The 14,485-nt window shown below is 47.6% G+C and carries 16 protein-coding genes and 1 riboswitch; of the genes, 7 read left to right on the top strand and 9 right to left on the bottom strand.

All coding sequences use genetic code 11. The features are described 5' to 3' along the window. Window positions 1–27 precede the first annotated feature (27 nt). Window positions 28–1,623 carry an EAL domain-containing protein gene (locus OH773_RS09100; RefSeq protein WP_270145006.1) on the top strand — a complete coding sequence of 532 codons (1,596 nt, stop codon included), beginning with the start codon at window positions 28–30 and terminating at the stop codon, window positions 1,621–1,623. Here the strand turns inward: OH773_RS09100 and yoaE are convergent, their stop codons facing one another. Continuing rightward, window positions 1,624–3,183, bottom strand: coding sequence for a CNNM family cation transport protein YoaE (gene yoaE / locus OH773_RS09095; protein WP_270145003.1), 1,560 nt, complete (start codon window positions 3,181–3,183; stop codon window positions 1,624–1,626). A gap of 480 nt (window positions 3,184–3,663) precedes the next feature. Between yoaE and manX the strand changes: the two genes are divergently transcribed. From manX to mntP, 5 genes are all read left to right on the top strand, one after another. Continuing rightward, window positions 3,664–4,632, top strand: a complete 969-nt coding sequence (manX, locus tag OH773_RS09090; protein ID WP_183269531.1) for a PTS mannose transporter subunit IIAB — start codon at window positions 3,664–3,666, stop codon at window positions 4,630–4,632. 75 nt (window positions 4,633–4,707) lie between these two features. Beyond that, complete coding sequence (locus tag OH773_RS09085) at window positions 4,708–5,505, top strand: PTS mannose/fructose/sorbose transporter subunit IIC (protein ID WP_183269532.1); 798 nt, start codon at window positions 4,708–4,710, stop codon at window positions 5,503–5,505. A gap of 12 nt (window positions 5,506–5,517) precedes the next feature. Next, complete coding sequence (locus tag OH773_RS09080; protein ID WP_034495941.1) at window positions 5,518–6,372, top strand: PTS mannose transporter subunit IID; 855 nt, start codon at window positions 5,518–5,520, stop codon at window positions 6,370–6,372. A 61-nt stretch (window positions 6,373–6,433) separates the two neighbouring features. Then, complete coding sequence (locus OH773_RS09075) at window positions 6,434–6,892, top strand: DUF986 family protein (RefSeq protein ID WP_270144996.1); 459 nt, start codon at window positions 6,434–6,436, stop codon at window positions 6,890–6,892. 198 nt (window positions 6,893–7,090) lie between these two features. Continuing rightward, window positions 7,091–7,270: riboswitch (yybP-ykoY riboswitch) on the top strand. Between the two features lie 2 nt (window positions 7,271–7,272). Beyond that, complete coding sequence (gene mntP, locus OH773_RS09070) at window positions 7,273–7,845, top strand: manganese efflux pump MntP (RefSeq protein WP_270144993.1); 573 nt, start codon at window positions 7,273–7,275, stop codon at window positions 7,843–7,845. Here mntP and rlmA read toward each other — a convergent pair. From rlmA to mgrB, 7 genes are all read right to left on the bottom strand, one after another. Next, the gene (gene rlmA, locus OH773_RS09065) at window positions 7,837–8,649 is read right to left on the bottom strand and encodes a 23S rRNA (guanine(745)-N(1))-methyltransferase (RefSeq protein ID WP_270144991.1); all 813 of its coding nucleotides are present in this window, start codon (window positions 8,647–8,649) and stop codon (window positions 7,837–7,839) included. The two genes, mntP and rlmA, sit on opposite strands and share 9 nt — an antisense overlap. Before the next feature lie 63 nt (window positions 8,650–8,712). Continuing rightward, entirely contained in the window at window positions 8,713–10,434 is a 1,722-nt protein-coding gene (gene ftsI, locus OH773_RS09060; RefSeq protein ID WP_270145778.1) for a peptidoglycan glycosyltransferase FtsI, read from the bottom strand. A gap of 257 nt (window positions 10,435–10,691) precedes the next feature. Further along, window positions 10,692–10,901, bottom strand: coding sequence for a transcription antiterminator/RNA stability regulator CspE (gene cspE / locus OH773_RS09055; protein ID WP_001062678.1), 210 nt, complete (start codon window positions 10,899–10,901; stop codon window positions 10,692–10,694). 13 nt (window positions 10,902–10,914) lie between these two features. Then, window positions 10,915–11,058, bottom strand: coding sequence for a DUF2627 domain-containing protein (locus OH773_RS09050; protein WP_074388558.1), 144 nt, complete (start codon window positions 11,056–11,058; stop codon window positions 10,915–10,917). Window positions 11,059–11,589: 531 nt separating this feature from the next. Then, complete coding sequence (locus tag OH773_RS09045; RefSeq protein ID WP_270144987.1) at window positions 11,590–12,591, bottom strand: MBL fold metallo-hydrolase; 1,002 nt, start codon at window positions 12,589–12,591, stop codon at window positions 11,590–11,592. Between the two features lie 37 nt (window positions 12,592–12,628). Beyond that, window positions 12,629–12,916: a YebO family protein gene (locus OH773_RS09040; protein ID WP_183269537.1), complete on the bottom strand. Its 288-nt coding sequence runs from the start codon at window positions 12,914–12,916 to the stop codon at window positions 12,629–12,631. A gap of 74 nt (window positions 12,917–12,990) precedes the next feature. Beyond that, window positions 12,991–13,134, bottom strand: a complete 144-nt coding sequence (mgrB, locus tag OH773_RS09035) for a PhoP/PhoQ regulator MgrB (RefSeq protein WP_121815636.1) — start codon at window positions 13,132–13,134, stop codon at window positions 12,991–12,993. Between the two features lie 158 nt (window positions 13,135–13,292). Between mgrB and OH773_RS09030 the strand changes: the two genes are divergently transcribed. Beyond that, window positions 13,293–13,535, top strand: a complete 243-nt coding sequence (locus tag OH773_RS09030) for a YobH family protein (protein ID WP_270144984.1) — start codon at window positions 13,293–13,295, stop codon at window positions 13,533–13,535. Between the two features lie 40 nt (window positions 13,536–13,575). Here OH773_RS09030 and kdgR read toward each other — a convergent pair whose 3' ends face one another. Next, window positions 13,576–14,367, bottom strand: a complete 792-nt coding sequence (gene kdgR, locus OH773_RS09025; RefSeq protein ID WP_183269539.1) for a DNA-binding transcriptional regulator KdgR — start codon at window positions 14,365–14,367, stop codon at window positions 13,576–13,578. Window positions 14,368–14,485 lie beyond the last annotated feature (118 nt).

The raw sequence follows: 14,485 nt of genomic DNA, 5'->3' as shown, positions 1-14,485 counted from the left end.
TCGTGGTTCTACACAAGGTGATCACGGATGCAGACAGCTCAACGTATATTACGAGGCTATCGCCGCAGGCGCTTAATTGTGTGTATCGGGTTAGCTGTTCTGGCGCTCGTGTTGACCCTTAGCGCACGCTTTGTCGCAGAGCGAAAAGTGAATGAACAGCATTTTCTGACCTTCAATCAACGCATAATCAGCACGCTTGAAAATATTCTGACCCCGCTTGAGGAGGTCAATAATGCGCTTATTCCTCTTGTTGGACTGCCTTGTGAGAACGCTCAACTCAAAATGCGTGAACATGCGGCACGCTTGCAAACCGTGCGCACAATCGGGCTAATTAAGGACGGTATTCTTTATTGCTCAAGTGTTTTTGGCAGCCGCAATGTTCCTATTAATTTGCTGCAACCACGATTACCGTCAGCGCTTCCCTTGCTGTTTCTCTCGATAGACCGTTCGTTATTGAAAGGAACTCCGATTTTGTTGTCCTGGGTACCTTTGGCGAACAGCAGCAATGATGGGGTCATGCAAATCATTAATATTGAATTGCTGACCGGATTAATTCTTGAGCCTGAACGCCCATGGGTGTCACGCGCTGTACTCAACGTTGCAGATTCGCATCTGGAATATGGTGAAGGCCTGTTGCAGAGAATTACGATTGAGGATGGGCAAGTCAGCCATGAAATGGCTTCCAATAGATTTGCCTTTTCCGTCACGACTATCGGACCGTCTCCCGGAGCACTGGCATTAAGTAATTTGCCCACTCAACTGCCACTGGCGTTGATTCTCAGTATGTTGATCGGTTATATCGCCTGGCTTGCGACTGCCAATCGCATGAGTTTTTCGTGGGAAATTAATGTTGGAATAGCCTCGCGTGAATTCGAGGTATTCTGCCAGCCGCTGGTGAGTGCCCGAAATCTTCAATGTGTGGGGGTGGAGTTGCTATTGCGATGGAATAATCCGCGTCAGGGCTGGATTTCTCCCGACGTGTTTATTCCCCTGGCTGAACAGCAAAACCTGATTGCCCCATTGACTCGCTATGTGCTGGATGAAACGGTTCGCCACCTTGATATATTTCCAAAATCTTGTCATTTCCATATCGGACTCAATGTGGCTGCCAGCCATTTCCATGAAGGTGAGATCATTACCGATTTACGCAGCTCATGGTTCCCTGCTCATCCGCTTCAGAAATTGACGCTGGAGTTAACAGAGCGAGATGCGCTGCCGGATGTCGACCACCGCGTGGTGCGCGACTTGCATCGTATGGGAGTGGATTTGGCGATAGATGATTTTGGCACTGGGCAGAGTTCATTAGCCTATCTGGAAACACTTAATCCAAATGTACTAAAAATTGATAAGTCGTTTACTGCGGCTATCGGGACAGATGCGGTGAACTCGACGGTGACTGATATTATTATCGCACTGGCACAGCGACTGGAAATCGACCTGGTGGCTGAGGGCGTTGAAACGCCGCAGCAGGCAGAGTATCTGCGCAGCCACGGCGTGAATGTATTGCAGGGTTATCTATACGCGCGACCGATGCCACTAAGCGAGTTTCCTCGCTGGCTAAGGGGGAACACACGCCCCCCGCGCCGTAGAGGTCACCCAGTTTCAGTCGTTCCGCTGCGCTGATTACTCTTCTTCGTCTTCATGTTCGGAGCGTTCTTTCACCACTCGGACTAAGTCCACGCGGTAATCGTTCGCTTCGACAATCTGGATGCGAAGCGGAGCCAGTTCAATCACATCGCCTGCCTTCGGGATCTGGCCATTCACCGAGATAACCAAACCGGCAATCGAGGCAATATCTTCACCGTCATTGACCAGCGTGTTGATATCCAGATGTTGCTGAATCGCATGCAGGTCCGTGGAACCTTTCACCAACCAACCATCACCATCACGCACAATTTCTGGGGTTTCGTCCGCATCCGGGAATTCACCCGCAATGGCTTCTAACACATCCAGCGGTGTGACCAGCCCTTGAACCACACCAAACTCGTTGTTCACGATAACGAAGCTACCGCGAGCACGACGTAATACACCCAGTAAGTTTATCGGATCAAGGGTTTCTGGCACCACAATCGCAGGATACTGCGCAGCGATTGCTGCCACATCACCACCGTTTTCAAGTGCCACCAGCAACTCTTTCGCACGCACGATACCGATGATTTCATCCAACTCCCCGCGACAAATCGGGAACAGACTGTGCGGCGATTCCAGCAGTTGCTCGCGAATTTCAGCGGTCGATTTATCCGCATCAACCCAGGAGATTTCACCGCGAGGCGTCATAATGCTGCGCAACGAACGGGAAGCCAGCGTCAAAACACCGTTAATCATGTAACGCTCTTCTTCAGCGAAAGATTCCGCTTCAATTGGCGTTATCGTTTTATTGTCTTCATTTGCCGCGCGCTGTTGGCGCTTGCCATTCATCAGGCGCAAAATCGCGTCAGCTGTTCGGGCACGTAGCGGTACATTTGACTGATGACGAATAAAGTTGCGACGCGCAATTTGATTAAAGAACTCAATGATGATTGAGAAACCAATTGCCGCGTACAAATAGCCCTTAGGAATATGGAAACCAAAACCTTCAGCAACCAAACTCAGACCGATCATTAACAAGAAGCTCAGACACAGCACCACGACCGTTGGATGTTGGTTAACAAAATTCGTTAACGGTTTTGATGCCATCAGCATCACACCCATCGCAATCACGACCGCTGCCATCATCACTGGCAGGTGATTTACCATACCTACCGCGGTAATCACCGCATCGAGGGAGAACACCGCATCGAGCACCACAATCTGCAGCACCACGACCCAGAAACTGGCATAACCTTTCCCATGTCCATCGTCATGCTGGCGATTTTCCAGGCGTTCATGCAGCTCGGTTGTGGCTTTAAACAGCAAGAATAAGCCACCGAATAACATGATGAGATCGCGACCGGAGAACGTCAGATTAGCGACGCTAAACAGCGGTTGGGTGAGCGTCACCATCCATGAGATTAACGACAACAAGCCCAGTCTCATCACTAAAGCCAGTGATAAACCGATAAGTCTTGCTTTATCTCTCTGTTTTGGTGGAAGTTTGTCCGCAAGAATCGCAATAAAGACCAGGTTATCAATACCCAGCACGATTTCCAGAACAATAAGCGTCAGTAAACCCACCCATATTTGGGGATCCATTAAGAGTTCCATGACAAGCTCCTGCTTTGGGAATGACTCAATAGCAACCCGCATAAAGCGGATGCAGAAAGTTGAGCTAAGGTATTTACGTGGCGTGCTACGCCAGTGTGAAAGGCTGAAGATTCAGACCTGAAAATGAAAAGACGTCGGTGACGGTCCATACGGTGGGCTACTGCCCTTTACTCCTTAGTAATTAAACGAGATGTAAACAATATCAGAGCAAAAACCCCTTTTGCAAAGATTTACCTGATTTTGCAATTTTACTGTCATTGACCAGACTCATAATTTAGTGAGCGGTTCATTATGTTTTAAACAAAGCTAAATTACGGATCTTCATCACATAAAATATTTTTTTCACTGACTAAAATAAATCCGTCTCAAGTTACACATCTTTACTCATACCGTTATCTGAATCGATTCGCTCAATGAAACGGATAATCTACAAAACACCCATTTTAAGGGTGTGGTTATGACCAACACAGGAGGTAGCAAGTGACTATTGCTATTGTCATAGGCACGCATGGCTGGGCAGCAGAACAATTGCTGAAGACTGCAGAAATGCTATTAGGCGAACAAGAAAATGTTGGCTGGATAGATTTCGTTCCCGGTGAAAACGCCGAAACTTTGATCGAAAAATATAACGCACAACTGGCAAACCTGAACACCGACAAAGGTGTGCTGTTTCTCGTCGATACCTGGGGCGGTAGCCCATTCAATGCGGCAAGCCGTATTGTCGTCGATAAAGAGCATTACGAGGTCGTCGCCGGGGTCAATATTCCGATGCTGGTTGAAACCTTGATGGCCCGTGATGATAACCCTTCTTTTGATGAGTTAGTGGCTCTGGCGGTAGAAACAGGCCGTGAAGGGGTGAAAGCCCTGAAAGCAAAACCTGTTGAAAAAGCCGCACCTGTTGCGCCAGTCGCTGCCCCTAAAGCAGCAACCCCGGCGAAACCAATGGGTCCAAATGATTACATGAATATTGGTTTGGCCCGTATTGATGACCGTTTGATTCATGGTCAAGTCGCGACCCGCTGGACCAAAGAAACCAACGTAACGCGTATTATTGTTGTCAGTGATGAAGTAGCTGCCGATACCGTGCGTAAAACACTGCTTACGCAAGTTGCTCCTCCTGGTGTGACGGCTCACGTCGTTGATGTCGCCAAGATGATCCGTGTTTACAACAACCCGAAATATGCAGGCGACCGTGTGATGCTGCTTTTCACCAACCCAACCGATGTTGAACGCGTCGTGGAAGGTGGGGTGAATATTAAGTCAGTCAACATCGGTGGTATGGCGTTCCGCCAGGGTAAAACCCAGGTGAATAACGCGATTTCTGTCGATGAAAAAGATATTGAAGCCTTTAAGAAGCTGAACGAGCGCGGCATTGAGCTGGAAGCGCGTAAAGTTTCAACCGATCAAAAATTGAAAATGATGGACCTGATCGCGAAGGTGAAAAGTTAATTACTCAGGTGATTGGCTTCACTCTACGTTTTGCTCAGTTTTCACACATAAGTCACACGTTTAAGGAGAAGTACAATGGAGATTACCACTCTTCAGATTGTGCTGGTGTTTATCGTAGCCTGTATTGCCGGTATGGAGTCGGTGCTCGATGAATTTCAGTTCCACCGTCCGCTGGTCGCCTGTACCTTAATTGGTCTGGTACTGGGTGATATGAAAACCGGTATTATTATCGGTGGTACCCTTGAAATGATCGCGCTGGGTTGGATGAACATCGGTGCGGCAGTTGCGCCCGATGCGGCTCTTGCGTCGATTATCTCCACCATTCTGGTTATAGCCGGACACCAGGGCATTGGTTCCGGTATCGCGCTGGCCATCCCGCTGGCAGCAGCAGGCCAGGTACTGACCATTATCGTTCGTACTATTACCGTGGGCTTCCAGCACGCCGCAGATAAGGCCGCCGAAAATGGCAACCTATCCGCGCTCTCCTGGATTCACGTTTCCTCTCTGTTCTTGCAAGCAATGCGTATCGCAATTCCTGCCGTTATCGTCGCGATTTCCGTCGGTACCAGTGAAGTGCAGAACATGCTGAATGCCATTCCAGAAGTGGTCACCAGCGGTCTGAACATCGCCGGTGGCATGATTGTGGTGGTTGGTTATGCGATGGTCATCAACATGATGCGCGCAGGCTACCTGATGCCATTCTTCTATCTGGGCTTCGTAACCGCAGCATTTACCAACTTCAACCTGGTAGCACTGGGTGTAATTGGTGCTGTGATGGCAATTCTGTATATCCAACTCAGCCCGAAATACAACCGTTCCGCAGCCCCAGCGCAGGTTGCTGGTTCTAACGATCTCGATAACGAATTAGATTAATAGGTGAGCGAAATGGTTGATACCACCAAAACAACGACTACCGAGAAGAAACTCACTCCAGGTGATATTCGTGGCGTATTCCTGCGTTCTAACCTGTTCCAGGGTTCATGGAACTTCGAACGTATGCAAGCGCTGGGCTTCTGCTTCTCCATGATTCCGGCAATCAAACGCCTGTATCCTGAGAATAACGATGCTCGTAAACAAGCGATTAAGCGTCACCTGGAATTCTTTAACACCCATCCATATGTGGCCGCTCCGGTTCTGGGCGTTACCCTGGCGATGGAAGAACAACGTGCGAACGGTGCAGAAATTGATGATGGTGCCATTAACGGTATCAAAGTTGGTTTGATGGGGCCGCTGGCAGGCGTGGGCGACCCAATCTTCTGGGGTACTGTACGTCCAGTATTCGCAGCACTGGGTGCCGGTATTGCGATGAGCGGTAGCCTGTTAGGTCCTTTGTTGTTCTTCATCCTGTTCAACGCAGTACGTTTGCTGACTCGTTATTACGGTGTGGCTTACGGATATCGCAAAGGGATCGATATCGTTAAAGATATGGGCGGCGGCTTCCTGCAAAAACTGACAGAGGGGGCGTCAATTCTCGGCCTGTTTGTCATGGGGGCGCTGGTCAACAAGTGGACGCACGTTAACATACCGCTCGTCGTGTCGAAGATAACCGACCAGACTGGCGCAGTTAAAGTGACCACCGTTCAAACGATTCTTGATCAGCTGATGCCTGGCCTCGTACCACTGCTGTTAACCTTCGCTTGTATGTGGCTGCTGCGTAAGAAAGTCAACGCGCTGTGGATTATCATGGGCTTCTTTGTTATCGGTATTGTCGGTTACGCAATCGGCCTGCTGGGTCTGTAATGAGTTTGTGAATTCAACCGGGGGCCTGCCCCCGGTTTTTTATTTTTTAAAGGGCTGAGTTATGACGTTAACAGATGTGGTGTTACTGGTGTTTATTGTGCTGCTACTTGCCTGGGCAGTTTACGATGAATTCATCATGGATAAGCTCAAGGGCAAAACGCTTCTTAAAATCACCCTGCTTCGCCGCAACCGCATCGACAGCACCATCTTTGTGGGGTTGGTTGCAATTCTTATCTATAACAACGTGACCACTCACGGTACGCCCCTCACCACCTGGTTATTATCTGCACTGGCTTTGATTGCTATTTATATTTCCTGGATTCGCCAACCTAAATTGCTGTTCAAAACAGAAGGCTTCTTCTTCGCAAATGTCTGGATTTTATATTCCAGAATTAAAGAAATGAATTTATCCGAAGACGGCGTACTGGTTATGCAATTAGAACAGCGACGCTTACTTATCAGGGTAAAAAATATTGATGACCTCGAAAAAATTTATAAATTAATGATTGATAATCAATAGATTACAAACATAGCAAAGACTATGTTTTATATAATTTTTGAGGCTAATAAAATATAGCCGATGCTATTTCGCACAGTTTGCATGTTGTTATTTTAACCTTTTATTTACCTATTAAAGCAAATGAAAATCGTTATCATTTAAATGTCAAGAATAATAGCTTTCAATTATTGTTTTATCTTTGAAAAATATGTTAAGGTTGCGCCCGTCGTTGGGGAGTAGCCGATTTTCACGCCCGTGAAAATGTACATGTCAACATACTCGTTCTAAGAACGTGGCATGTACGACTCAGAATTTGAGTAGGCGAGACCATAGGCACGTTACCATCATTTAAGTTGGGGATGGCTGGCGTGTATATGGATATTCCCAACTGAGGCGTTTGCATGAATCTCTCCGCTACAATTATTCTCGCTTTTGGCATGTCGATGGATGCTTTTGCTGCATCAATCGGGAAAGGTGCCTCGCTCCATAAACCTAAATTCTCTGAAGCCTTACGTACCGGTCTTATCTTTGGTGTCATCGAAACACTCACCCCACTTATCGGCTGGTGCCTGGGCCTTTTGGCAAGCAAAGTCGTGCTGGAATGGAACCATTGGGTCGCCTTCATATTGCTGGTATTTCTCGGCATCCGAATGATCTACGAAGGTGTGCGTGGTAACGATGATGAAGATGTGCCAAAACTGCAGCGCCACGGTTTCTGGCTGCTAGTCACGACCGCGATTGCCACCAGCCTTGATGCAATGGCCGTGGGTGTAGGTCTTGCCTTCCTGCAAGTCAATATTATCGAAACTGCGCTGGCGATTGGCTGCGCGACCATGATCATGTCCACGCTGGGTATGATGCTGGGCCGCTTTATTGGCCCACTGCTTGGAAAGCGCGCCGAAATCCTCGGCGGCCTGGTGCTTATCGGGATTGGCTGCCAGATCCTGTACAGCCATTTCAGTACCTTAAGCTAAGGTTTCGCGTCGCCAGACGCGAACGACAAAATCCGTTTCGCAATTGAATGCCGTTTCAGCCGCTAAGGCTTGCCACACTTCCGGGCGTGCTCGCCAGGCAAACGGCGTCATTTGCAGCAAGGCAACCACTTCGCTACCTTGCAACGTCATCGTCCAGCCAATATTTTGCACATGTTCCACGACAAAGCCCGGCAAAGCTTCAGCTTCGCTGCTATGTAGCATCACGTTGTCATAGATTTGGCCTTTAAGCTGCATCAAATGGCGTGGGCCAGGAGTCGCGGTGATGACAATGCCACCGGGTTTTACAACGCGAGCGAGCTCTTCGGCTTTGCATGGTGCAAAAATTCGTACTACCGCATCCAGACTATTATCTGCAAACGGCAAACGATGACTCGATGCGACGCAGAACTGTACCTGCGGATAACGTTTCGCTGCATAACGAATCGCTATTTTGGCGACATCTAATCCCCATGTGGTGCCACTTTTTTTTGCGACAACCTGCGCAAAACCGGCTGTGTAATACCCTTCTCCACAACCAATATCCAGCAAGGTAACCGAAACGGCTTGCTCAAGTTGCAGGCAAATTGCCTCGCGCAAAGGCTGGTAATGTCCGGCATCGAGAAATGCTCTACGCGCCTGCATCATTTCGCTGCTGTCACCTGGATCCTTAGAGCGCTTATGCTGAACGGGCAGCAAATTCACGTACCCTTCTTTCGCTTTATCGAATTGATGGCCATCTGGGCAAAGAAAACTCTTCCCAACGGCTGCAAGCGGCGCATGACAAAGCGGGCAAAGATAGGACATGGGAACTCCAGGCAATAATAAAGGGCGCAAGTGTAACGCTAAACGCCCTGTTTCGAAAAGCCACTAACCGGCGGAGTTATCTGCGATGGGTTTATTTAACACCATTAAATTGGGGTCACCCTCGGGTAAACCATCGGGTTTAATATTTTCCAGACGCAAGACCTCGCTCATAATCTGGCTAAATACCGGAGCCGACACAGCCCCGCCATAGTAAGCCCCATTTTCTGGATCATTGATCACTACAACCAATGCAAAGCGCGGGTTGCTGGCTGGCGCAACACCTGCGGTGTAAGCAATATATTTATTGATGTACTTACCGTCATCACCAATCTTTTTGGCCGTGCCCGTTTTTATCGCCACTCGATACCCGCGAACAGCCGCTTTCACTCCGCCCCCACCCGGTAACGCCACGCTTTCCATCATATGTTCAACCTCATGAGCAATGACTTCCGGCATAACCCGTTGCCCAACGACAGGAGGGTCAACGCGGGTAATCGACAGCGGTCTGGAAATTCCGTAGCTGCCAATAGTTGCATAAACATGGGCGAGTTGTAGCGGTGTGACCATCAAACCGTAGCCGAAGGAAAAGGTTGCTCGATCCAGCTCGCCCCAGAATTTACGATGCGGCAAGAACCCGCTGCTTTCGCCAGTCAGACCGAGCCCTGTCGCTGAACCAAAACCAAAATTTTGATAAGTATCCAGAAGTTTTTGGATAGGCATTGCCAGAGAAAGACGTGATACCCCGGTGTCGCTCGATTTTTGCAAGATCCCCGTCAGAGTCAGCTGCGGATAAAAACCCACATCCCGAATGCGATGCCCATCAATGGTATACGGGTGGGTATCGACAACGCTGTCCGGTTGCACAATTCCTTGTTGCAACGCGGTCATAACGACCATGGGTTTGACGGTTGAACCGGGCTCAAAAGTGTCACTTATTGCCCGATTACGAAAATCGTTCAACGTAGCACCTTCGCGGTTATTCGGGTTAAACGTCGGGCAACTTGCCATCGCCAGCACTTCACCGGTATTAACATCAAGGATAACCGCTGCGGCAGATTCGGCTTTATTCCATGATACCGCGTTGCTTAGCGCATCCTCAGTCACCGTTTGCAGGCGCTCATCAATGCTTAGCATCAGGTTATGCGCGGGGCTTGCCGGATTTTCGGTAATATTTTCGATGACATGACCATGCCGGTCTTTACGGACTAATCGCTCACCTGCCCTGCTCGTAAGCTGGCGGTTGAAACTCTTCTCAATGCCTTCAATGCCCTGGTCATCAATATTTGTAAAACCAAGCAAATTCGCCGCGACATGTCCCGCGGGATAAAATCGACGTGACTCATCACGCAATGAGATCCCCGGCAGTTTTAAGCTCTCAATATACTGGGCTTGTTGTGGGTCGAGTTGACGGGCAAGGTAGATAAATCGGTCGGAAGGATTTCGCCGAATACGCGCAGCAATGTCATTGAGCGGCATATTAAGCGTCGTTGCCAGCGCCTGCCACCGGCTATTAACTTGCACGCCACCCTTTTCCATCACCGTTTTGGGATCGGCCCAAATAGCTTTCACCGGTACGCTGACTGCCAATGGCCGGCCAGTGCGGTCTTCAATCATGCCACGAGGAACCACGATCGGTTCTTCACGTAGAGAACGCATATCTTCCTGCTTCACAAGATTATCTGGCGAGATGATTTGCAACCAGGCTACGCGCCCTAATAAAAACATCAGACACATAAAAATTGCGATGCAAAGTAGAGTAAAACGCCACTGAATAAAGTTACCCATGATTCCAGGGGCAATTTTTCTCACGTTCAATCCTTAACAACAACTAAGCGATTGAAAATTTAAACATAATGGTGAAATTAACCGGACAGGAACAGTGCTACAAGATGCGCTGCTTTGCTACAAAACATAACTGAGCGCGAGTTGTAGAAACATATAGAAAAGGAGTGATCAGATTTCAAACATGAAAAAGCCCCGCTACAAGAGCGGGGCTTTCATCAAAATTTGGCGTTATTCGCGCCAGGTCTAATTCAACGGAATTAGATAGCAGTTACGTTAACTGCTGCTGGGCCTTTCTGGCCGTCCTGGATTTCGAACTCAACGTTCTGGCCTTCAGCCAGAGTTTTGAAGCCGTTACCCTGGATTGCAGAGAAGTGTACGAACACGTCTTTGCTGCCGTCAGCAGGAGTAATGAAACCAAAACCTTTAGACTCGTTGAACCACTTAACTTGACCTTTAATCTTTGCCATTTTGCAAAATTCCTTAGATTGTTTTCTTTGCCCGAAGGCATAACTTAGCTAAAACAGAGACATTACTGCATGAGGCACTAATATAAGGCTCGGCAGAGAAGCGGTATTCAACGTCAACGTGTTTACTCAGAACTTCTTTACTGAAAATGCCACACATAAACAGAACTGTACCTCGTTTAACCCAAAGTGTTATCACATACAACGCAATCAATGGCAAGCCATTTTTCGGTGTGTATCGATCTGTCGCACAGATTCTGAAACACATATTGTTCACGAATATGAAATGCACAAAATGTGCATAAAATTAACAGCGAACAAATGTGACTCAGAGCCTACTGCCGATGACCGTAGACAACATTTTTACCATAGCCCAAACCTATCTATTCGTCCAGACGAAGTGCGAAAAAGACGACATAGTAGACATTATCTTTATGATTTTTTTAGCATAGCTATTCAAAAAACGAGCAATAGCGTACGTCTCAAGAAAAATCGAAATAGGAGAATGAAATATCTCGATTGCAAGAATGAATAAAGCTTGAGCAGTAAGCTATTTATATTGCACCAAAATAATGAACGTTTAATGACACCCTGCTTCACGAAGAGGCAATAAAAACGTTTCGCTATATTAGTCATATAAAATAATTATCTTAGCTTGTCACAAATAATACTTTAACTTTCTGGATAATATTTAAACTATTATTTTAAGTAAGGGTAAACTTTGACCAATACGGAGAGGTGTAAAGAACCGGCTTTGGTCATCATTGTTATCCAGAGCCTCCAACAACTCTTGTGGCGGCATATCCAGTGATTCATCGGCCAGTTCAAACACCCCCCAGTGGATAGGGACCGCAAAAGGTCTGTTCAACTGCTGCCATAGCGCAACTGCCTGCTGCGGATCCATATGATGGCTACTCATAAACCAGCGTGGTGAATAAGCGCCAATCGGAATCATTGCAACATCTAAAGGGCCTCTGCTCAGTGCAATGTCAGCCAGACTTGCGGTATAGCCGGTGTCGCCACTAAACCAAACACGTAAACTTTCGCATTCGATTATCCAGCCACACCATAAACTGCGGTTACGGTCCCAGAACGAACGCATGCTCCAGTGTTGCGCAGGCACTGCGGTGAATGTCATCAACTGCCAGCTGAAGCTCTGCCCCCAATCCAACTCAGTCACATGGCGAAGACCCCGGCGGAGAAACCATTGCTTCAGGCCCAAGGGGACAAAAAAATGCGTCTGTGGAAAACGACAGGCAATCTGACGAACGGTAGCACTGTCCAGATGATCATAATGATTATGCGAAATCAGAACCGCATCGAGTTGGTGCAATTCATTGATGCGTAATGGAGGGGGAGTCTTACGTTGTGGGCCGGCAAAAGAGAGCGGCGAGGCTCGCCGGGAAAAGACAGGATCAGTCAGTAAATATCGGCCATTAATGCGCAGCATGACGGTTGCATGGCCTAACCACCATACACGATTGTCGTGCCCTTTGAGTTCAGCCTTTTGCCACCACTTTTTAATGAAGGCTGCATAGCCCCCATCAGGTGGATGGGGCAATCCCTGTTCTTTCCGCTCTCTTCGCCAACGCTCAACATCACCCGATTTCCGTAAGTGAGGTTCCAGATTACGAAAACCGTCAATCTGATGATGAGATTTTAGGGGATCAAACCAGGGATTCTTCCAACGCATGAGTCACTCCATAGCGACACAAACGTGTGTGTCAAGATTAACGTTCAGCCACCAGACGAATAAAATCATCGTCCTGCGCGTCTTCTTCCTTAATCTCTTGCGGTTCTTCCTTCACAACTTCCGGCTCATTGGCTTCACACAAACGGCGTAACAGCGCATTTTGTCGTTTCTGTTGATCCAATAACTCTTCAAGCAGTTCGATCTGCTCATTACTACGACTACTCGCACGGTTAACAAAGAACCACATTACGAGGCCGATAACCAGCACCACCAGGGAAACTGTCAGGGACACGATATTCAACGCGCCAACACTTAATTCGTTCATCTTACCACCTCAGTAAAACGCGCTATTCTACACCTGCCGCGCCTTAAGGTAAGCATCATGCGGATAAAAAGAGTCTACCAGGGAATAAATTTGTTAATGGTGCAGATGCCGCTGAAAAATTGTACATCTTGATCGCACATCACGTTGACCATCTGAGTCCAGAGTAGCAAGCAGACGAAAAAAACCGCAACTAAGATGAACCACCTGTACTTTTTCACTGCATTCTCCACATTATAAGTTCTTGTAGATAAGTCTGGCATAAGCAACCTAAACCAGGCATCACTCAACGCATATATTCTTTCAGAATCATCATATTGATACCTGAACGTTACCCGCTACGCTTAGCACTCTAATAAAGTAATAATAAGAGGGATTTATGCGTATTGTGATCCGCACTTTTCTTGTCATTATGCTGCTGTGGATTGGTTTACTGCTTTCAGGCTACGGCGTGCTGATTGGGAGCCATCAAAATGCAGCGGGTTTAGGGCTGCAATGCAAGTATCTCACAGCACGAAATATTACTACTGCGCAATTCATTCATAGTGAAAGCGGGATTATCGGACTCAGCGATTGCCCTGTATTGCGTAAAAGTGACAAAGTGATTGATGACGGGCAGTAGAAAACGAAGGAAAAACGCCGCGTTTAAGCGGCGTTTTTTATCAGAATGGATATTCGTGGTAACCCATTTGCACAGAGATTGTCCGTGCAGCGTCATGCAACATCGCGACATATTCATGAAGACGATCTTCAGAAAAACGCAGCGTCGGGAAAGAAATACTTAAACCCGCAATCACGACACCAAAGCGGTCAAATACAGGAACGCCGATACAGCGCAGTCCTTCTTCTTGTTCTTCGTTATCTTCGCCATAACCTTGCTTGCGAACAGTATCCAGAACGTCTAACAATTCGTCAGTGCTGGTAATGGTACGTTCAGTGCTGCGGGTGTATTCCACTTCAGCAAGAATTTCACGGACTTCTTCACGATCACGCCATGCCAGAAGCACTTTACCAATCGCGGTACTGTACAGCGGGTTACGACGACCAATGCGCGAGTACATACGCAAGTTGTACATTGAGTCAATCTTGTGGATATAGACAATACTGTCTTCATCCAACGCACCCAGGTGGATTGTCTCTTTTGTCAGACGCGACAGTTCGCGCATCTGGATGTCTGCACTACGAATCAAATCAACGTTTTGCAACGCACGTGCGCCAAGCTCGAACAGCTTGAGCGTAAGCGAGTATTTCTCAGACTCACCTTCCTGAGCAACATAACCCAGGGATTTCATTGTCTGTAAAAAGCGATAGACGGTGCTTTTTGACATCATTACGCGTTGCGATAATTCAGTAATACCAATTTCGCGTTCTTCGCCAAGAGCCTGTAAAATGCCAAAAACTTTCAGGACAGAAGAGACAGAATCAGGTTGTTTATCCAGATCTGCGATTGCCATTAAATCACCTCGATCGCATTTGTTTTATAAAAATCAGAACTGGTTTTTAGTATAAATTGACTACCATGTCATCGCAACGGATCTATTCTATTTCGTTACGAATCTGCGACATATCCCG

The sequence above is a fragment of the Buttiauxella sp. WJP83 genome (assembly GCF_027594725.1).
Taxonomy (GTDB): Bacteria; Pseudomonadota; Gammaproteobacteria; order Enterobacterales; family Enterobacteriaceae; genus Buttiauxella; species Buttiauxella selenatireducens.
The sequence above is the reverse complement of the archived record's forward strand: the minus strand, read 5'-3'. Positions and strand labels throughout refer to the sequence as shown.